General features: G+C 67.4%; 14 protein-coding genes. 8 read left to right on the forward strand and 6 right to left on the reverse strand.

The features are described 5' to 3' along the window. Positions 1 to 106 precede the first annotated feature (106 nt). Positions 107 to 829, forward strand: coding sequence for a ferritin-like fold-containing protein (locus tag IV501_RS06885; protein WP_200555711.1), 723 nt, complete (start codon positions 107 to 109; stop codon positions 827 to 829). Positions 830 to 865: 36 nt separating this feature from the next. On the opposite strand, the gene IV501_RS06890 is transcribed toward IV501_RS06885, so the two are convergent. Continuing rightward, positions 866 to 1,156: a hypothetical protein gene (locus IV501_RS06890; RefSeq protein ID WP_200555712.1), complete on the reverse strand. Its 291-nt coding sequence runs from the start codon at positions 1,154 to 1,156 to the stop codon at positions 866 to 868. 35 nt (positions 1,157 to 1,191) lie between these two features. Next, positions 1,192 to 1,416: a DUF3107 domain-containing protein gene (locus tag IV501_RS06895; RefSeq protein ID WP_200555713.1), complete on the reverse strand. Its 225-nt coding sequence runs from the start codon at positions 1,414 to 1,416 to the stop codon at positions 1,192 to 1,194. Positions 1,417 to 1,491: 75 nt separating this feature from the next. On the opposite strand from IV501_RS06895, the gene IV501_RS06900 reads away from it, so the two are divergent. Both IV501_RS06900 and IV501_RS06905 read left to right on the forward strand, forming a co-directional pair. Continuing rightward, positions 1,492 to 4,617, forward strand: coding sequence for an ATP-dependent helicase (locus tag IV501_RS06900; RefSeq protein WP_200555714.1), 3,126 nt, complete (start codon positions 1,492 to 1,494; stop codon positions 4,615 to 4,617). Between the two features lie 37 nt (positions 4,618 to 4,654). Next, a complete protein-coding gene (locus IV501_RS06905; protein WP_307812218.1) occupies positions 4,655 to 7,807 on the forward strand; it encodes an ATP-dependent helicase in 3,153 nt (1,050 codons plus the stop codon). 47 nt (positions 7,808 to 7,854) lie between these two features. Here IV501_RS06905 and IV501_RS06910 read toward each other — a convergent pair whose 3' ends face one another. Beyond that, positions 7,855 to 8,715 (reverse strand): LysR substrate-binding domain-containing protein, encoded by an 861-nt coding sequence (locus tag IV501_RS06910; RefSeq protein WP_200555716.1) that lies wholly within the window; start codon positions 8,713 to 8,715, stop codon positions 7,855 to 7,857. 123 nt (positions 8,716 to 8,838) lie between these two features. Here IV501_RS06910 and IV501_RS06915 point away from each other — a divergent pair, with 123 nt between their 5' ends. Then, positions 8,839 to 10,164, forward strand: a complete 1,326-nt coding sequence (locus IV501_RS06915; RefSeq protein WP_307812219.1) for an MFS transporter — start codon at positions 8,839 to 8,841, stop codon at positions 10,162 to 10,164. Between the two features lie 16 nt (positions 10,165 to 10,180). Here IV501_RS06915 and IV501_RS06920 read toward each other — a convergent pair whose 3' ends face one another. Then, the gene (locus IV501_RS06920) at positions 10,181 to 11,170 is read right to left on the reverse strand and encodes a phosphotransferase (protein WP_200555718.1); all 990 of its coding nucleotides are present in this window, start codon (positions 11,168 to 11,170) and stop codon (positions 10,181 to 10,183) included. A gap of 81 nt (positions 11,171 to 11,251) precedes the next feature. Between IV501_RS06920 and nudC the strand changes: the two genes are divergently transcribed. Together nudC and IV501_RS06930 are read left to right on the forward strand one after the other, a co-directional pair. Then, positions 11,252 to 12,184 carry an NAD(+) diphosphatase gene (gene nudC, locus IV501_RS06925; RefSeq protein ID WP_200556132.1) on the forward strand — a complete coding sequence of 311 codons (933 nt, stop codon included), beginning with the start codon at positions 11,252 to 11,254 and terminating at the stop codon, positions 12,182 to 12,184. 11 nt (positions 12,185 to 12,195) lie between these two features. Continuing rightward, a complete protein-coding gene (locus IV501_RS06930; RefSeq protein WP_200555719.1) occupies positions 12,196 to 13,875 on the forward strand; it encodes an ATP-dependent helicase in 1,680 nt (559 codons plus the stop codon). On the opposite strand, the gene IV501_RS06935 is transcribed toward IV501_RS06930, so the two are convergent. Together IV501_RS06935 and IV501_RS06940 are read right to left on the reverse strand one after the other, a co-directional pair. After that, complete coding sequence (locus tag IV501_RS06935; protein WP_200555720.1) at positions 13,775 to 14,659, reverse strand: hypothetical protein; 885 nt, start codon at positions 14,657 to 14,659, stop codon at positions 13,775 to 13,777. The two genes, IV501_RS06930 and IV501_RS06935, sit on opposite strands and share 101 nt — an antisense overlap. Positions 14,660 to 14,791: 132 nt before the next feature. Further along, positions 14,792 to 16,174, reverse strand: coding sequence for a zinc-dependent metalloprotease (locus IV501_RS06940; protein ID WP_200555721.1), 1,383 nt, complete (start codon positions 16,172 to 16,174; stop codon positions 14,792 to 14,794). A gap of 104 nt (positions 16,175 to 16,278) precedes the next feature. Here IV501_RS06940 and IV501_RS06945 point away from each other — a divergent pair, with 104 nt between their 5' ends. Next, positions 16,279 to 17,391 carry a YlbL family protein gene (locus IV501_RS06945; RefSeq protein ID WP_200555722.1) on the forward strand — a complete coding sequence of 371 codons (1,113 nt, stop codon included), beginning with the start codon at positions 16,279 to 16,281 and terminating at the stop codon, positions 17,389 to 17,391. A 75-nt stretch (positions 17,392 to 17,466) separates the two neighbouring features. Next, positions 17,467 to 20,391, forward strand: coding sequence for a UPF0182 family membrane protein (locus IV501_RS06950; RefSeq protein ID WP_200555723.1), 2,925 nt, complete (start codon positions 17,467 to 17,469; stop codon positions 20,389 to 20,391). The last annotated feature ends 13 nt before the right edge of the window (positions 20,392 to 20,404 follow it).

Here is a 20,404-nt window from a genome sequence, read left to right on the forward strand (position 1 = left end):
ACCAGAAATGGGAGGTAATTACGGTCAGTTTAGTCATCGAGGCCTGAGGAAGCCCCGCAGTTCGCTTGCAGCGGCCCTCCCGGCGCGCCGCCACTAGGCTTGGCGCGTGGTCAATTGGTTCCGTCGCCAGACGCAGCGCGTCGTAGTGCCGCGGCTGCACTCCCGCAACGAAGCCCTCGCTAATGTCAGCAAAGTCGAGCTGGCAGAGCTGACCCCAGAGCTGCTTCCCTTTCTCGCGCAGGCCGCCTATCTGCAACTGACGGTGTTCGAGACGCTCTCCACTGTTGTCACGGATGCCCCGACCGCCCGTTCGAAAGAAGCAGTCAGCCGAGTCGCGGGTTTTTCCCTCGACAAGCAGCATCGACTGGTCGTCGAGCTGCAGCGCATCAAGGGCACGGACGCCGGGTCGGCGATGCAGCCGTACGCCGAGCGGATCGACGCCTACCGCGACCGAATCCGCGGTGCAACTTGGCCGGAGGCCCTCGCCTGCGCCTACGTGACGGCCGGGCTGCTCGACGATTTCTTCCGCCGGGTCGCGGTGGGACTTCCGTCGGATGCCAGCCGTCGCGTACTCGAGATCTTCGACTCTGAAGACGGCGAATCGATCCTGGTCGACGAGCTGCGCGCTCTCATCGAAGCCGACCCGAAGCTCGCGTCACCCCTTGCGCTCTGGGGTCGCCGCTTGGTGGGCGACACCCTGCTCATCGTCCGTTCCGCCTTGGCATTGCCCGCGGACGGTCACTCGGAGGAGGAGCGGCTCGAGCCGGTCTTCACCGAACTGATCGCCGCACACACTCGCCGCATGGACGCGCTCGGCCTGACCGCCTAGCTGTACTGGTTCGGGCTGCCCTGACTCAGGCGCAGGTTAAGCGCGCTGGAGGCGCTCCAGCATTGCCTGGTCGGAGGCGGTACGCGTGCGACCGAGAACGAGGTCGGCGACCGCGGCGACGAGCGCGGCACCGACCAGGCTGACGACCCAGATCCACCCGCCGTCGAATTTCCAGCCTGCCCAGGTGAGCGCGGCCCAGACCGCAGCGGCGACGGATGCTCCGATGGCGCCGGTGAGCAGCGCCCCCTGGGTGTGACGGCGGGGGAGTACATAGCGCGCCGCGGCACCGAGAATGGCGCCACCGAGGGTCACGAAGAGCAGTTCCATGGCTCTACTGTGCCAGATCCCGGTGGATCGACAGGTTAGGAGACGAAACCGACGCGACGAGCCTCTTCCGAGCCGATCTCGGCGTAGCCGAAGGACTCGGTGGGAACGAGGTACGCGGTACCGCGGTTGTCGACGAGGGTGAAGAGCTTCGCACCGCTCTCGAGGGCGGTCGCGATGGTCTGCTGCACCTCCGCGGCCGACTGCGACGACTCGAAGCTGATCTCACGGGGGCTGTTGGTGATGCCGATACGAATGTCCACGGGGAAAGATTACGACAGTCCCGGGCTCTGCCCGCGCGAGTTTCGCTGTCAGCGGTAACTACTAGCGTTGTGGGCATGGCGATCAAGGGGTTCGTGCGCTCGGGGGAGGCCGCGACATCCGTTCTCCATCCGCTCGACGACTCGCAGCGGTCGGTGCTCACTCTGCCGGACGGCGCCTCCGCCGTGGTTATCGGCGCTCCCGGCACGGGTAAGACCGTGACGCTGATGGAGTTGCTCGCCGACCGCGTGCTCGTCCGCGGGTACGCCCCGGAGAGCGTGCTCGCCCTCACCTCCAGCCGGGTCACTGCTACCCGACTGCGCGACGCGATCTCGCTGCGCCTCGCCGTGCCGACCAACGGGCCGCTCGCCCGCACGGTCAACTCGCTCGCCTTCGAGATCGTGGGCAACGCCGCCCGTGACGCGAACGTTGCCGTTCCGACACTGGTCACCGGTAGCGAACAGGACTTCGACCTCGCCCAGCTCCTGCAGGGCCAACACGATGACGACAGCGGACCGCACTGGCCGCAGCTGCTCGGCCCGCAGGTGCGGCGGCTGCGCGGCTTCCGCACCGAGCTTCGCGAGCTGATGGGGCGGGCGACCGAGTACGGCATCACGCCGCAACGGCTCCGTGCGCTCGGCACCGAGCACGACCGCCCGGAGTGGGTGGCCGCAGCAGACTTCATCGCCGAGTATCTCGCCGTGGTCAGCAGTTCCCGCCCCAGCCAGTTCGACTCGACCGAACTGGTGCAATTCGCGGTCGCCGCGATCGCCCGCGATCAGGCTGGCGCCACCGTCGACCGATTGCGCCTCGTCGTGGTCGACGACCTGCAGGAGGCCACCCGGTCGACCATCTCATTGCTCGCTGCCCTGGCGGCGCGCGGGGTCGCCATCGTCGCTTTCGGGGATCCGGATGTCGCGGCCAACGCCTTCCGCGGTGGCGAGCCCGACGCACTCGCGCGGTTCGGGCGACTCATCGGCATCCCACAGCTGCCGACCATCACGCTGAGCACCGCACACCGCCAGACGCCGCAGCTTCGAGACTTCACCCGCCGGGTCACCGAGCGCATCGGTACCGCCGGCGTCGTCGGACAGCGCGAGGCGGTGTCTATCGCGCCGGACGGGCCGAATCCGGTGCTCCGCATCCTCGCCGAAAGCCCCGCGCGCGAATGGGCCGCGATCGCCCGTCAGTTGCGCGAGCGTCACCTGATCGACGGGGTGCCCTGGCGCGACATGGCTGTCGTCGCGCGGAGCGGTGCTCACGTGCCGATCATCGCCCGGGCGCTCGCACTCGCCGAGGTTCCGACCCGCACCGCGGTCGGCGGCACCGCGCTGCGCGATGACCATTCCGCCCGCAGCCTGCTCACTCTGGTCGACGTCGGTATCGGACGCACACCGCTCGATGCCGAGCTCGCGACCGAACTGTTGCTCGGCCCCTTCGGCGCGCTCGACCGGCTCGCGCTGCGCCGGTTGCGGCTTGCGCTCCGTGCCGAGGAACTCGCCGGCGGCGGAAACCGCGCGGCGGACGACCTCGTCGTCGAGGCCCTCGCAACGCCGGGCCGCTTCGCTACGATCGACCACCGCGTGGGGCGCAATGCCGACCGTCTCTCTCGCACGCTCGATGCCCTGCGGTTGGCAGCATCAGAGGGTTCCACGATCGAAGAACTGCTCTGGCTCGCCTGGGAACGCAGCGGTCTGGCCAAGGAGTGGTTCGCGCAGGCGACCAGCGCCGGCATCGTCGCCGCCGAGGCGAACCGTAACCTTGACGGCGTCGTTGCCCTGTTCACCGCGGCCAAGCGTTTCGTCGAGCGTGAGCCGACCAGCCCCGCCACCGTGTTCCTCGCGAACGTGCTCGAGGCCGAGGTTCCGGAAGACACGCTGTCTCCCCAGTCCACCGGCGACTCGGTTCTGGTCACTACGCCGTCGGGAACCGTCGGGCTCGAGTTCGACACCGTCGTGATCGCGGCGCTGCAGGAGGGCATTTGGCCGAATCTGCGGCTGCGCGGTTCGCTCCTCTATCCGCACCAGCTTGTGCGGGTCGCGACCGGACTCGACGGGGCCGTCATCGACGAGCGACGCCAGGTTCGCGACGACGAGCTGCGGATGTTCGCGCTCGCGGTGTCGCGGGCGCGCCGCCGCGTCATCCTGGCCGCGGTCGACAACGAGGACGAGGCGGCAAGCGTCCTGTTCGCCCTGGCACCCGGCGATGCCCCCCTGGTGGATGCCGCTGCGCTGCGGCCACTCTCCCTCCGGGGTCTGACGGGGAGGTTGCGTCGGGAGCTCGCCCAGCCGAGACGGAGTTCGAGCGAGCGGGAGGCCGCGGCATCCGCTCTCTCCCTGTTGGCACGGGAGCAGGTGCCAGGGGCAGATCCTGGGCAGTGGCACGGGCTGCTCGACCCGTCGACCACAGAGCCGCTGTTCGCCGAGGACGAGCGGGTGCCGGTCTCGCCGTCGCGGCTCGAGGCCTTCGAGAATTCGCCGGTCGACTGGTTTATCGACACGGTCGCCGGGGGCGACGCGACCGTCGCGATGGGGCTCGGCACGATCGTGCACTGGGCGATGGAGACCGCGACCGACCCGTCGGTCGACGCGGTGTGGAGGTCGATAGAAAGCCGCTGGACCGAGCTGACCTTCGAGTCGCCGTGGCTGGCCGAGCAGCAGAAGCGTGCCGCGCGAGTGTTGGCCGGCGGGGTGGCCGAGTATCTCGCCGATTTCACACGCGACGGCAAGACACTGGTCGGTGCCGAGAGTCGGTTCTCGATCGAGTTCGAGCGGGCGACGATCAACGGCTCGATCGACCGGGTGGAGCGCGCGGCTGATGGGTCCGTGGTCATCGTCGACCTGAAGACCGGCAGCCCGATCACTCGACAGGACGTGATCGACGCGCATCCGCAGCTCGGGGCGTATCAACTGGCGTATGTGCACGGCGTGCTCGACGAGTTTCTCGAAGAGCTGGGCTCGCACAGCCCCGGCGGGGCGAAGCTGCTGTACGTGAAGCGTGGCAAGGGCGGCAAGCTGTACCGCGAGGGTCACCAGCCGGCGCTCGATGAGGAGCAGCTGGAGGGGTTCCGCACCCGCATCCGGCAGGCGGCGATCGGGATGGCCGCTGCCGCCTTCGAGGGAGCCGTCGAAATCGACGAGTGGGGCTCGTTCGGCGTTGCGGAGAAGAAACTGCACAGGGTGAGGTCGGTGTCGAGTGACTGATGTAGTTCTGGAACGTGCCGTGAGAGGTGCTTCCCTGGTGAGTGCCGACGACATCGCCGATGCGCTCGGCCGTCCGCGGCCGACGGCGCAGCAGCGTGAGGTGATCGAGTCGCCGCTGTCGCCGGCCCTCGTGGTGGCCGGCGCCGGCAGCGGCAAGACCGAGACCATGGCCAACCGTGTGCTCTGGCTGCTCGCGAACGGGCACGTGCGCGCGGGCGAGATTCTCGGTCTCACCTTCACGCGCAAGGCGGCGGGGGAGCTGTCCGTTCGCATCCGCGAGCGCATCGCCGAACTGAATCGGGTCGGACTGCTGCCGACCGGTGAGGGCATCGAGCCATACGACGAGTTCGATCCGCCGACCGTCGCGACGTACAACTCCTTCTCCAATCGCATCTACCGCGACAACGCGATCCTGCTCGGGCGGGAGAGCGACGGCGCGGTGCTCGGCGAGGCGTCGGCCTGGCAGCAGGTGCGCTCGATCGTGATCGCCTCCACCGACGAGCGGCTGCCCACCCTCGACAAGAATCTCGACACCGTCACTCGCGCCGTGCTCTCGCTGTCCAGAGCGCTCGCCGAGAACCTTGTCGATGCCAGCGAGGTCGAGAGCTTCGCCCGCCGGTTCGCCGCCGTGGCCGAGCTGCCGCCGGGCGGTCGCGGAGCCTACGAGGACGCCGTCAGCCTCGCGAACACCGTCGGTGCCCTGCCCGTGCTGCTCGACCTGGCCACGCGATACGCGGAGACCAAGGCGGCGCGCGGTTTCGTCGAGTACTCCGACCAGGTGGCGCTCGCGCTGCGCATAGTGCGTGAGGTGCCCCGGGTCGCCGACGAGCTTCGTCAGCAATACCGGGTAGTGCTGCTCGACGAGTACCAAGACACAAGCGTCGTGCAGACCTGGCTGCTGTCCGAGCTGTTCGGGGGGATGTCCGTGATGGCCGTCGGCGACCCTAATCAGTCGATCTACGGCTGGCGGGGGGCCTCCGCGTCGAACCTCGACGGCTTCTCGGCCCAGTTCGCCGGGGGTGCGGCGCAGCACTTCGCCCTCACGACGTCGTGGCGCAACGGCCACGACATCCTTGCCGTTGCGAACGGCATCGTGGAGCCGTTCCGGGCCGGCGGAGCATCGTTGGTCGAGCGCCTCGAGGCCGGGCCAGCGGCATCCGCTCTCCCGGTCGAGGTGGCGATCGAGGAGACGCTGTTCGATGAGGCTGAGGCTGCCGCGCGCTGGCTGAAGCAGCGGCTGTCATCGAGCACGCCGCCGACCGCCGCGATGCTGTTCCGTGCGCGAAAGACGCAGCCCGTGTTCATCGCTGCGCTGCGTCGCAACGAGGTGCCGTTTCACGTTCTCGGCATCGGCGGGCTGATGGCCGAGCCGGAGATCGCCGACCTGGTGTCTGCGCTCAGGGTGATCAGCGATCCGAGCGCCGGATCGGAGTTGGTGCGACTGCTCGCCGGGTCGCGCTGGCGCATCGGCGCGAAAGACCTTCACGCGCTCAGCCGTCTCGCCTCCTGGTTGCGCGATCGCGACTATGCGCAGCGCCGCATGGACGATGATGTGCGCGAGAAGCTGCGGGCATCCGTCGCCGAGGGGGAGGGCGGTTCGATCGTCGACGCCCTCGACTTTCTCGCCACCGCCCGAGCAGGGCACGGCGCCCTGGAGAACTTCAGCGCCATCGGGCTCGAACGGATGCGCGAGGCCGGCCGCCTGTTCGCGCGGCTTCGGGCGCGCTCCGGCCTCGATCTGCTCGACTATGTCACCTACGTGGAGCAGGAACTGCTGCTCGACATCGAGGTGGCGGCGAACGAGACGCTGTCGCTGGGGCGCGCGTCGATGGAGGCGTTCTCGGATGCTCTGGGTACCTACCTGAGCGTCGACGACTCCGCGTCGCTGAGCGGGTTTCTCGGCTGGCTGCGCGAGGCGGAGTGGCGGGACAACCTCGCACCGCGCCCCGAGGAGGCGGAGCCGGGAACCGTGCAGCTGCTGACGATCCACGGCTCGAAGGGGCTGGAGTGGGACATCGTGGTCGTGCCGCGCGCGGTCGACGAAGAGCTGCCGGGCACACCGAACGAGGGAACCAATGGGTGGCTGACCTTCGGGTCGCTGCCGTATGTGTTCCGCGGCGACGGCGCGGAGTTGCCCGAATTCGCCTGGGAGGCGGCGACCACGCGCAAGGAGCTGCTCGATGCGCGCACGGTCTTCAAGGCCGCGGTGCGCGCTCGCCACGACGAGGAGGAGCGTCGGCTCGCCTACGTGGCCGTCACCAGAGCCCGGCATGCGCTGCTGGTCACCGCGTCGTTTTGGGCGACCCAGACCAAGCCCCGCCGGCCGAGCATCTTCCTGCGTGAGCTGGAGGCGGCCGGGATCATCGGCGCCCTTCCGATCGCCAGCGAGTTCGAGGAGAACCCGCTTGGTGATGAGGCGAATAGCTATGTCTGGCCGATGGATCCGCTCGGGGATCGTCGTGATCGGGTCGAGCGGGCGGCGGAGCTGGTGCGGTCTGCCGGTCCGGGCGACGCCGGTGTCTGGCAGCCAGAGCTGGAGCTGCTGCTCGAGGAGCGCCGACGCCGCCTGAAGGCGAGCGAGTACGTCGAGGTGCCGACGCGAGTGCCAGCATCCCGGTTCAAGGATTACGTGACCGACCCGGCATCCGTTGCAGCGTCGCTGCGGCGCCCGATGCCGGAGCGCCCGTACCGGGCGACCCGGCTGGGCACGCTGTTTCACGAGTGGGTGGAGAAGCGCTACGGCGTGCATGGCACGGCCGAGCAGCTCGACGCGATGCTAGGCGAGCTGGATCTCGACGAATCCGACGCGGAGAGCGATGCCCTGGCCGTTCTGCAGCGCACCTTCGAGTCGTCGGAGTTCGCGGCTCTGCAGCCGGAGGAGGTGGAGATCGAGATCCACCTGGTGCTCGACGGTGAGGTCATCATCTGCAAGCTCGACGCCGTGTACCTCGTCGACGGACGCTATCGGGTCGTCGACTGGAAGACCGGCAAGGCGCCGAGGGATGCCGCCGACCTCGAGGCGAAACAGCTGCAGCTGGCCCTATACCGGCAGGCGTTCGCGGAGTGGAAGGGGATCGACCCTCAGCTCATCGACGCGGTGTTCTATTACGTGGCGGACGACGCGGTCATCCGTCCGGAGCGCATCTTCGACCGCGACGAGCTGATCGCCCTCTGGCGCGGCGTCGCCTGATCGACCAGCGGCAGTCAGAGCGCGTGCGCTGCTCGACCAGCCGGGGCCTAGACGACGGGAGTCATCGCGTTCTGGCGGCCGACGATCGCGGAGACCAACGCGTCCACCGGTTCGCGGGCCGAGGTGGGGTTGTCGAGCAGGCTGAACTCCACGTCGCCGAGGTCGGGGAGGTCGACGGTCGCGGTCAGATCCACCAGGTCGGGCGGGATGAGGCTCTGCGGAAACGATGCGACGCCCATGCCGGCGCGAGCGGCAGCCACCATCCCGTTGATCTCGCGCACGTTGCAGGTGATGCGCCAGGTGCGGCCCATCGCCTCCAACCCTTCGATCATCAGCGCACGGCTCAGGCTCGGCGCCTGGTAGACGATCAGCGGCACCGCCTGACCGGGCTCGATCGTGAGGCTGCGGTGCCCCACCCAGACCAGACGTTCGCGGCGCACGAGCCTGCCGATTCCGGAGCCGGCGCTCTGCCGCACGAACACCAGATCGAGCTGACCGGCCGTCAGCCGGCGGGTGAGTACCTGGCTCTGGTTGACGGTCAGCTCGAGGTTGATGTGCGGATACAGCTGGCGGAAGTCGCGCAGGATCTGGGGGAGTTGCGTGAGGGCGAGGTCATCCGCAGAGCCGAATCGCAGTCGCCCCCGCATCGCCGACCCGGTGAAGTATGAGCTGGCCTGATCGTTGGCCGCGAGGATGGTGCGAGCGAACCCGAGCATCGCGTCACCGTTGTCGGTGAGGCGCACCTCGCGGGTGTCGCGGCTGACCAGGTTGCGACCGGCGGCCGACTCCAGCTTGCGGACGTGCTGACTGACGGTCGGCTGGCTGAGGCCCAAGAGCTGGCCGGCCTGGGTGAAGTTGAGCGTCTCCGCGACCGTCACGAAGGTCTTGAGCAGAACAGGATCGAACACGCGTCCTCCGATCGATCATTACGAAAACCAATGGTACTTATAGCTGCAATTCTTGCCGCGAATGAATCGCACGCCTCTAGCGTTGTCAGGGACGACGATGCATACGACACCGATTGCGACGCAGTGAGCACCACGACAGAGACCATCAGCCCGCCCACCGAACCCATTCCCGTGCTGCACGAGCGACCACGCTGGCGCGACACCTTCGACGCACTCCGGGTCTTCAACTACCGCCTGTACGTGATCTCCCAGGCCATCGCCAACACCTCCGGGTGGATGCAGAAGATCGCCACCGACTGGCTGGTCAACGAGCTCACCCACAACGTCGCCCTCGTCGGCGTCACCGTCTTTCTGCAGTTCGCCCCCGTGCTCGTGTTCGGCGTCTGGGGCGGAGTGCTGGCCGACCGGGTCGACAAGCGCAAGCTCATGATGACGACGCAGGCGATCACCGTGATCCTCTGCGGAACCCTCGGCGCACTCACCCTCCTCGGCATCGTGACGGTCGCCGAGGTCTGGATCATTGCCTTTCTGCTCGGCTGCGTCGCCGTGGCAGAGGGGCCGGCGCGATCCGCGTTCGTCAACGAGATGGTCGGTCACCGTCGGCTGCGCAACGCGATCAGCCTCAACGCCAGCATCTTCCACCTCGGTGGGCTCCTGGGCCCCGCGATCAGCGGAGTGCTGATCGCCCTGGTCGGTTCGGGCTGGTCGATCAGCGTCAATGCGGTCGCGGCGATCATCGTGGTGATCACGCTCGCCTCGATGCGCGTACGCGACCTGCACCCCTCTCCGAAGGCCAATCGGGCGAAGGGTCAGATCCGTGAGGGGCTGCGGTACGTCGTCTCTAAACCGACCATCTTCTGGCCGATGGTGATGCTCGCTTTCGTCTCCACCTTCGGCATGACACTTCCCGTACTTCTCGTCTCCTTCGCCGACAACGTGTATCAGACCGGCGCGACCGGGTACGGGTTGTATAGCTCCGCCGCCGCGGTGGGAGCTCTCACCGGTGCGGTGCTGTCGACCAGACGGATGACGGTGCGCCTTCGGTCGATCATCACCGCCGCCGCGATCTTCGGCCTGGTCATCGTCTTCGCCGCCCTCTCGCCGTGGGCACCGTTGTTCGTGATCTTCCTCATCGGCATCGGAATCTCGCGGCTGCTGTTCGCCACCGGTGCGGAATCGATCGTGCAGCTCTCCACCAACCGCGTCATCCGCGGTCGGGTCATGTCGATCTACTCGATGATCGTGCTCGGCGGCCAGGCGCTCGGCGGCATCATCACCGGCGCGATGGCGGATGCCTGGGGCGTCCACACCGCGATGATCGTCGACGGTGTGGTGCCGGCACTCGCCGCGCTGACGATCGGCATCATCCTTGCCCGGTCGGGAAAGCTCCGACTGCGCATCGGGCTTCGTCGACGCGGTTTCGTGGAGATCGTGCCGGCGACTACCTGACGGTCAGAGGGCTCGCTTAGCGCTGGAGACGGTCGCGTTCGTCGAGCATCGCCTCGACCTCGTCGACGGCCATCACCGGCATGGTGTTGTGGCTGATCGTGCGGTCGAGGTCGCCGTCGACGCTGTCGACGAGTCCCTGCAGCATCGAGACGGCGTCGTCCACGATCTCGGTCGACCGCTCCTGGGTGCCGTGCAGCAGCCACTTGGCGATCTCGAGCTCGGAGTACAGCGTCGCGCGCTGGCGCACCTGACGGTCGCTCGCGCCCCGGGTCTGGGTGTACGTGTCGAAACCGGCGGAGGCGACATCCGTCGTGCGCGCTCCGAGCAGCCAGTAGAGGTCGCGGGCCGGATCGCCGACGCTGAGATTGTGCCAGCCGATGACGCCGGTGACCGCGCCGTCGCGGGCGAGAAAGGAGGCAGCGCTGAGGGAGCCGTTGACCACGGTGGGTTGAAACTGCCAGAGGGCTGAGTCCTCGGTGGCCCGCTCCCATCGTCCGAGCAGCGCGGCCGGAACGAGGTTGGTGGCGGAGGCTCGGTCCATCACGGTGATGAGCCCGCGAAGGATCTCGATCGGTGTCAGCACCGGCAGTCCTGCATCGGCGACGAAGCTGGTCGGCAGCATGTGGATAGCGGCGGTCGCACGCCCGACCGAGACGGCGAGCTCGTCGTCAAGTCGGCTCAGAGTCACCGTTTCGCCGTCGACCACGTCGTAGACCACGGCCCGCGTGCCCGAGATCGGGGCCTGTCCGGCGAAGGTCGGCACACCGAAGGGCAGTCGCGATCGCACCCCGACGCTCAGGGCGCGCAGCGCGACCAGGTCAGCGGACTGCTCGGACTCCGAGCGCTCCGACGTGGGCACGCGGATGACCCAACGCTTGCCGTCGCGCGCGGTGATCAGCGCCGACTCGAAGTCATCGCCATCCCCGAAACCGGTCGCTGCAATGACGTCGAGACCGGAGACGGCCGCGGTCGCGAGCGCGGCTAGAGTGAGAGGGGATCTGGCCATACCGACAGGCTAAGTCGAAGGCCACGAGCGTCCCGAACGCCACGCTGGTCCCGCCCCCATTAGGTCGATTGGTTGTCTGACGTGACTCGTGAGTTCCTCTCGCTACTTCCCCTTTCCCGCCACGAGCTCGACCGTGATTACCTGAGTCGCAATCGACCAGAACTCCTCGATGAACTGTGGGCGGATGACTCCACCCTCGTGCTGCCCCTGCACAGCGGCGAAGCGCTCCTCGAGGGCGACGATGCACTCCGGCTCCTGCCGCCGTCACGCGTTCCGCGGCCCGACCTTCTCCTGTACCTCGGAAAGTCCCTCGCACCGGAGTCACTCGGCGTCGCGATCGTCGCTGCGGTGCTGTCGGATGAGGCCGCGGACATCCTCGAGCCCGATCCCGCGGGCTGGGCCAACCTCCGCCTGGTCGGCAACAGACTCAGCACGTTGCACGCTGGCCTCTTCACCGCGGCCCTCGCGCTGGCCAATTGGCACCTCTCGCATCCGTTCTCGCCCAAGACGGGCGAGCCCACCGAGCCCGGTCTCGGTGGCTGGGTGCGGGTGCAGTCCGATGGCAAAGAGATCTTCCCGCGCACCGACGCCGCGATCATCGTCGGCATCGTCGACTCGCACGACCGCATCCTGCTCGGGTCGAACGCCATGTGGGCGACCAACCGCTACTCGCTGCTCGCGGGGTTCGTCGAGCCGGGGGAGTCGCTCGAGAACGCGGTGATTCGCGAGGTGTTCGAGGAGTCGGGCATCCGCGTCATCGACCCGGTGTATCTCGGATCGCAGCCGTGGCCGTTTCCGGCGAGCCTCATGGTGGGTTTCCTCGCCACCGTCGATCCTGACGTCGAGTCGACGCTGACCCCCGACGGCAACGAGATCCTCGACCTGCGATGGTTCAGCCGTGACGAGCTCACGGCGGCGCTGGGGGAGATCGGACTGCCCGGTCACACCTCCATTGCCCGCGCCATCCTCGAGCACTGGTACGGCGGCCCCATCAACGACTCCGTTCAGTGGTGACGGCGAGTTCCATGGGGGGAGCAGAATCCCTGCTCGAGGGGCTCGATGAGCAGCAGCGGGTTGCCGCCCAGGCGCTGATCGGCCCGGTGGTCATGCTCGCCGGCGCGGGCACGGGCAAGACCCGGGCGATCACCCACCGCATCGCCTATGGCGTCGCCACGGGCGTCTACGCGCCCGGCCGAGTGATGGCGCTCACGTTCACCTCACGAGCAGCGTCGGAGCTGCGCGGCCGACTGCGCCAGCTCGGTGCCGGCGGGGTTTCCGCCCGCACCTTCCACGCATCCGCGCTGTCGCAGCTGGGGTTTTTCTGGCCGCAGGTCATCGGCGGAACGATGCCGCGCATCCTCGACAGCAAGGGGCGGATGCTCGGCCACGCCGCCGAGACCCTGAAACTGAAGCTCGACACGGCCACCCTGCGCGACCTGGCCGCCGACATCGAATGGCGCAAGGTCTCGCGCCTCACACTCGATCAGTACTCCCGCACGGTCGAGACCCGGCAGCTGCCCGCCGCGCTCGATGCCGAGAAGATGCTTGCGCTGCACGAACGCTACGAGGCTCTGAAGGATGACCGACGCCAGCTGGACTTTGAAGACGTTCTGCTCGCCACCGCGGGGATGATCGAGTCGGAACCCAGGGTCGCCCAGCAGGTTCGCGAGCAATATCGGTTCTTCGTGGTGGATGAATATCAGGACGTCTCTCCGCTGCAGCAGGCCCTACTCGACCTCTGGGTCGGCGACCGGCAGGACCTCTGCGTGGTGGGCGACGCCAGCCAGACCATCTATTCGTTCGCGGGAGCGTCATCCGGCTATCTGCTGGGATTCCCGGCGAAGTACCGCGAGGCGACCGTCGTTCGGCTGGAGCAGAATTACCGCTCGAGCCAGCACATCGTGCACGCGGCGAATCGGTTGATGAAGGCCAGACCCGGGGCGCTCAGCCTGACCGCCGCAACCGAAACCCCCGGCACGGTCGCGCCGACCATCGAGACCTACCCGAGTGAGATGGCGGAGGCGCGGGCGATCGCCCAGAGCATCGCCGAGCAGATCGCGGCGGGAGCCCGGCCCCAAGACATCGCGGTGCTGTACCGCATCAACGGTCAAGCGGCCGCGATCGAGACCGCCCTGAACGACGTGAACGTCAACTTTCAGGTACGTGGCGGTGCGCGGTTCTTCGACCTGCAGGAGGTGAAGCAGTCGCTGATGATGCTGAAGGGTGCCGTGGTCGCCTCCACCCGCGAGCCGCTGTTCAAGACGGTGAGTGATGTGCTCCGTTCACTCGGGTGGACGCAGAGTCCGCCGGAGGTGCGCGGTGCCGTGCGCGACCGCTGGGAGTCGCTCAACGCGATCATGGGTCTGGCCGAGGCGGCCGCCGACGGCACCACCCTCGCCGCATTCGTCGACGAACTGTTCGAGCGATCGGCCTCGCAGCACGAGCCGACCATGGCGGCGGTGACGTTGGCGACCATGCACTCGGCGAAGGGCCTGGAGTGGGACGCGGTCTACATCCTCGGCCTCAGCGAAGGATTCTTGCCGATCACCTACGCGACCACCGAGGAGGCGATCGAGGAGGAACGTCGTCTGCTCTACGTCGGTGTCACGCGCGCGCGGCGGCGGCTGCACCTCTCCTCGGCCCGATCGGGATCGGGGCGCGGGGCTGAGCGGAAGCCGAGTCGTTTTCTGGCCGAGCTGACGTAACCGCGCCGGCCGGTTCCTCCAGCCCGGCACAGCCGCAGCCGGGATGCCGAAACCACCGGCGAATGACACGCTCGCCGGTCAGTGCGTCGAGGCTGAGTTCATCCGGTGCCTCGATGCCGTCCAGACGCTGCAGGACCGCGCGTACGACGATCGCGGCCACCTCGCCCGCTACCAGGGAGGTTTCGGTGCCGGCGGACCGACCCCAGAGTTGCGAGGCGATCGCCGGCCAGGCCGGGTCGGCATCCGTACGGTGTCGCTCGAGGCAATACAGGCACGGCCCGCTACCGGGTTCGATCAGGGGCCCGATGTGCACCAGCTGATCGGAGAACAGCACCGGCAGGTGAGGCACATCGCGGCGCAGCCAGCGGCCGTGCTGCTCGGGGTCGAGCACGAACTGGGCGAGCACGACGGCGAGGTCCGGTCGCAGTTTCGCCTCGTCTTCCGTCGCGTCCGAACAGCGGATGCCCGCCTCGCCGAGTCGCGCTCGAACAAGTTGCGCGGTCACACCCGATCCCTCCACGGCCACCGTCCTTGCCGGATTCTCGCCCGTCTCCGCGAGCACCGGACGCAGCGCGTCGAGCGTCCCATCGAGATCGGCGAGCTCGGCATCGGCGGCGATCATCTCGAGGCCCGAGCGGCTGATGCCGCGAAACAGCACGGCGATGACGCGTTCCTGAGCGGCGGTGACGTCGGTGAGGACCACGCGTGCGCGGTCCACGCCGAACTGGAGATCGCTCGGGCTACGCCAGACGAGCGGGAAACGGGGATCGAGTCGCAGAACCATGCGCGCAATGATGCGCGCTCCCCGAAATCCCCGCGAAATCTATCCACAGGGCGATAAATCGATCGCGTGGTGGGTCTCGATACGCGTCCTCGCGCGGACGCTCGGGCGCTACTCGACCGACGGAAACGGCGATTAGCCCTTCGCGGAGCCGTCCTCGCCCTCGTGCGGGCGGTCGTCTCGGGTGTCGTTCAGCAGGTCTTCGATCGCCTGGTCGATGTCGTCGCGCTCGGGCTCCGCCCCGGTCAGGCGCATGACGAGACCCACCGGGTCGTCGATGTCCTGGGTGGTGGGAACGAGGTCGGGGTGCGACCAGAGGGAGTCGCGCAGGTCGCTGCCCACGTCATCCGTCAGCTTCTGCCACATGGCTGCCGCCTCGCGGAGGCGCCGTGGGCGCAGCTCGAGGCCCACCAGGGTGGAGAAGGCCGATTCGGCCGGCCCCCCGGCGGCGCGGCGCCGGCGAACCGTCTCGGCGATAGCGTCGGACTTGGGCAGACGCGTGGTCGCCTGGGCGGTGACCACATCGACCCAGCCCTCGATGAGGGCGAGCGTCGTCTCCAGCCGGCCGAGAGCAGCGAGCTGGGCATCGGACTTCGGCGGGATGAGCGCTCCGCTCACCATCGCCTCGCGCAGCTCTTCGGGGTTGGACGGGTCGAAGTCGGCCGCCAGCTCTTCGAGCCGGTCGGTGTCGATACGGATGCCCTGGGCGAACTCGGTGATCGAGGTGAGCAGCTGCAGCTTGAGCCACTTGGCGTGACGAAACAGCCGCGCGTGCGCGAGTTCGCGCACCGCCATGTAGAGCTGCACCTGGTCCTGCTCGATGTCGAGCCCCGAGCCGAACTCAGCGAGATTCTGGGGCAGCATCGCGGCCTGCTGCTCGCTGCTCGCCGTGCCTTTCCCGCCTGCGCCGAGCAGCGCGATGCCGATATCACCGCCCGATACGACCTCGCCGGAGAGCTGACCGACCACCTGGCCGAGCTGGATCGCGAACAGGGTGCCGCCGACGTTGCGCATCAGCTTGGACGCGCCCTCGATCATGCCGGACATCTCTTCCGGCGCCTGCTCGCGAAGAACGCTGGTGAGCGAATCGGCGATGCTGGTCGCGACCGGCTCGGCGAGCTGGGTCCAGAACGGCATGGTGGCCGTGATCCACTCGGTGCGCGAGAGCAGCTTGGGGGTCGTGGTCAGCTCGGTGATCTCGGTCGCCTCGTCGAGCCAGAGGGCCGCGACATGGAACGACTGCTCGATGGCGGAGCGCTCCCCGGGCGTGATGGGGCGGACATCCGTCGCCGCGAGGCTCTTCGCCTGGTCGAGGGCCAGAGTCCAGTTGATGCCCTCCTCGCTGGACTGCAGAGCGTTCTGCAGCTGGCCGATCAGGTTCTTGATCATCTCGGGGTCGTTGGGCAGGCCAGCCGCGCTCGCGAGCTTCGCCGGGTCGATCTCCGAGTTGCCGGAGAGGAACTGGTTGAGCATGTCGCGGAACTCGTCTTCAGGGTTCTGCGCCGAATCTTCAGGCATGCCATCTACGCTAGCTGGAACGTCTCCGAGAGGAACGTGAATGGCTTCGGCAGGGCTGCGCCCGTGGCGAACAACCCTGCAAGCAGTTTTCGAAAGGACGAGCGGTGGCTCTCTTTGCCGATGTCCCCGTCGATTCTCGCCGCCCGCGGCGCCGCGGTCGCACGGTAGGGCTCGTGCTGCTCGTGCTCGCGATCATCGCCGGCATTGCGCTCGCGACGGTGCCGACGCCGTACGTGATCGAGCAGCCGGGACCGGTGTTCAACACCCTCGGCACCGTGCAGAACGATGGCAAAGCGGTGCCCCTGATCGAGATCCCCGGTCAGAAGACGTACGCGACGTCCGGCGCGCTCGACCTTCTCACCGTCAACCTGCTCGGCGATCGCCAGAGCCCACCGAGCTGGTTCGAGGTGGCGCAGGCCTGGTTCGACCCGAGCAAGGCGGTCGTGCCGATCGACTCGGTCTACCCGGAGGGCGAGACGGTCGAGCAGTCGAACAAGCAATCCGCTGTCGACATGCAGAACTCGCAGAAGGATGCCGTGGCCGCGGCGCTCACTCAGCTCGGCTACCCGCTCACTGGCACCCTCAACGTCGAGGGCTTTTCCCCCGATTCCCCCTCGAAGGGTGCCCTGCAAAACGGCGACGAGATCCTCGCCGTGAACGGCACCAAGACCGATACCGTCGCTGGCCTCCGCAGCGTCATCGCCAAGACGGGCGCGGGCGTTCCCGTCGAGGTCTCGATCCGGCGAAAGGGCGCCGACTCCACGGTGAGCGTCACTCCGGCGCTCAGCTCAGACGACGGCAAGACGCCGATCCTCGGCATCTACCCCTCGATCAGCTACACCTTCCCGTTCGAGGTGAAAATCCAGTTGGAGAACGTCGGCGGTCCAAGCGCCGGGCAGATGTTCGCCCTCGGCATCATCGACAAGCTCACCCCGGGCAAGCTCAACGGCGGCGCGAAGGTGGCGGGCACGGGCACCATCGACGCAGAGGGCGATGTCGGACCGATCGGCGGCATCCGGCAGAAGCTGTATGGAGCGCGGGATGCTGGCGCGACCTACTTTCTGGCCCCCAAGAGCAACTGCAACGAGGTGACTGGCCACGTCCCCAGCGGTATCAGGGTCTTCGCCGTCACGACCCTCGACGATTCCCTTGCCGCGCTGAAGGCGATCCGCACCGGCGCGAGCACCAGCTCCCTGCCGACCTGCCCGGCAAAGTAGCAAGCGCCAGGTGTCGCCACGATCGTGCCCTTAAGATGATGCCCACAGCATCCATACCCAGCCAGGAGCAGTGTCTTGACCTCCACACCATCTGACGAGCGTCGTCCGGCATCGCGATCACGGGTGACGGTGCTCGTCACGATCGCCGTCCTCGTCGTGCTCGTCGTGCTCTTCTTCATCTTCGCGAGCCTCTACACCGACTGGCTGTGGTTCCAGCAGCTCGGATTCCTCAACGTGCTCACCACGCAATGGGTGGCGAGTGCGGTGATGTTCTTCATCGGATTCTTCGGCATGGCGATCCCGATCTTCGTGAGCATCGAGGTCGCGTTCCGATTCCGCCCGGTCTACGCGAAGCTCAACGCCCAGCTCGACCGTTACCAGCAGGTCGTGGAACCGCTGCGTCGCCTCGCCATGTGGGGAATCCCGGCGGTGATCGGCCTGTTCGCCGGAATCGCGTCGTCGTCTCGCTGGCAGCTGGCGCTGGAATGGTTGAACGGCACGCCGACCGGCAAGGTCGACCCGCAGTTTCACCTCGACGTCTCGTTCTACCTGTTCGCACTGCCCTTCTATCAGGCGGTAGCGGCCTTCGCCTCGGCGACTGTGCTCATCTCCGGCATCGCCGCGATCGCCACCAGCTACCTGTACGGCGCACTCCGCTTCGGCAACCGCGAGGTGCGCATCTCCCGCACCGCTCGCGTGCAGCTCTCGGTGACCGGCGCGGTGTATCTCGCGCTGCAGGCGGGGAGCATCTGGCTCGACCAGTACGCGACACTCAGCACCAACACGTCGAGCAACATCACGAACTTGGTCGGAGCGTCCTACGCCGACGTGCACGCCGTCATCCCGGGCCGGGCTATTCTCGCCGGAGCCGCCGCGATCGTCGCCGTACTGTTCATCATCACCGCGATTATCGGGCGCTGGCGTCTGCCGATCATCGGTACTGCGTTGCTTCTCGTCAGCGGACTGATCATCGGCTCGATCTACCCGTGGATCGTCGAGAAGTTCCAGGTCGAGCCGAGCCAGCGCAGCTTGGAGGCGCCGTACATCGACCGGAACATCAGCGCGACGCGGGATGCCTATGGGGTGAACTCCGTCAAGGAACGCGCGTACGACGCGGTGACGGATGCCGAGCCAGGCACCCTGCGCAACGACGTCGAAACGACCGCGAACATCCGCATCATCGACCCCGCCCTGATCTCGCCGGCATTCGCCCAGCTGCAGCAGATCAAGCAGTACTACACCTTCAATAAGTACCTGGATGTCGACCGCTACACGATCGACGGCAAGGTGCAAGACACGGTGCTCGGAGTTCGCGAGCTCGACCAGTCGAACACCGGCGCCCAGGCGAGCTGGTTCAACAACGTGCTCGTGTACACGCACGGTTACGGTGTGGTCGCCGCCTACGGCAACCAGCGCTCGACCGAAGGCCTGCCGGTATTCCTGGAGTCTGGCATCCCCGACACCGGAAAGCTGGGCAAATTCCAGCCGCGCATCTACTTCGGCGAGAGCTCTCCGTCGTACTCGATCGTCGGTGCTCCGAAGGGCAAGAAGCCCGTCGAACTCGACTACCCGTCGAGCGGTGGTGCGGACAACCAGAACGCGACCACCACGTTCGCCGGCAACGGCGGCCCGAAGCTCGACAACGTATTCAAGCGCCTGGTCTACTCGATCAAATTCCAGTCCGAGCAGATCCTGCTGTCGGATGCGGTGAGCGACAGTTCGCAGATCCTCTACAACCGCGACCCCGCCAAGCGCGTGCAGAAAGCGGCGCCGTACCTCACCCTCGACAGCGACCCGTACCCGGCAGTGGTGGATGGCCGTGTGCAGTGGATCATCGACGGCTACACCACCAGCGACAAGTACCCGTACTCGGCGGTGCTGCAGCTCAGTAGTGCCATCTCAGACACCTACACGCCGACGCCGCAGTTGGCGCTCGACAACGTCAACTACATCCGCAACTCGGTCAAGGCCACGGTCGACGCCTATACCGGCAAGGTGACGCTGTACGCCTGGGATGACAAAGACCCGATCCTGAAGACCTGGCAGAAGATCTTCCCCTCGACGATCAAGCCGCTGAAGGACATGAGCTCGGAGTTGGTGCAGCACGTGCGCTACCCGGCCGACCTGTTCAAGGCCCAGCGCCAGATCCTCGGCACCTACCACGTGACCGACTCGGACACCTGGTTCTCCGGCTCTGACGCCTGGGTCACCCCGAACGATCCGACCAAGCCGTCGGCGACGGCGCGTCTTCAGCCGCCGTACTACCTCACGATGAAGCTGCCCGGACAGAAAGAGTCGGCGTTCTCGCTGTATTCGACGTACATCCCGAAGTCGACGGTTTCTGGCACCCGGAGCATCCTGACCGGATACCTTGCTGCAGACGGTGATGCCGGAAAGACGGCGGGCCAGAAGGCATCGAGCTACGGCAAGCTCACGCTGTTGGCCCTGCCGAAACAGACCAGTGTGCCGGGGCCCGGTCGGGTGGAGACCACCTTCACGACCGACACCGAGGTGGCGAACCAGTTGGCGCTGCTCGCCCGAGGCGACACCAATGTGGAGAAGGGCAACCTGCTCACGGTGCCGGTCGGCGGAGGGCTGCTGTACGTGCAGCCGGTCTATGTTTCCTCGAACGCGGAGACCAGCTTCCCCGTGCTGCGCAAGATCCTGGTGTCGTTCGGTGACAAGATCGCGTTCGAAGACACCCTCGACGGCGCGTTGAACTCGCTGTTCGGTGGCGACTCCGGGGCGACGGCAGGCGACGGGGGAGTGACGACGCCCACGATTCCGAATGTTCCCGACACGGGCACCGGCACGGGTACCGGGACCACGACGCCGACGAATCCGACGAACGACCCGCAGCTCAAGTCCGCGCTCGCCGCCGTGCAGACCGCGCTCACCGAGCGCGCGGCCGCACTCAAGTCGGGTGACCTCGCGGCCTACGCCACAGCGGACGCCAAGCTCGTGGCCGCGCTCAACGCGCTGTTCGCCCTGGAGCAGTAGCCGCGCGCAGTAG

The organism is Lacisediminihabitans changchengi, assembly GCF_016634425.1.
Lineage (GTDB): Bacteria > Actinomycetota > Actinomycetes > Actinomycetales > Microbacteriaceae > Lacisediminihabitans > Lacisediminihabitans changchengi.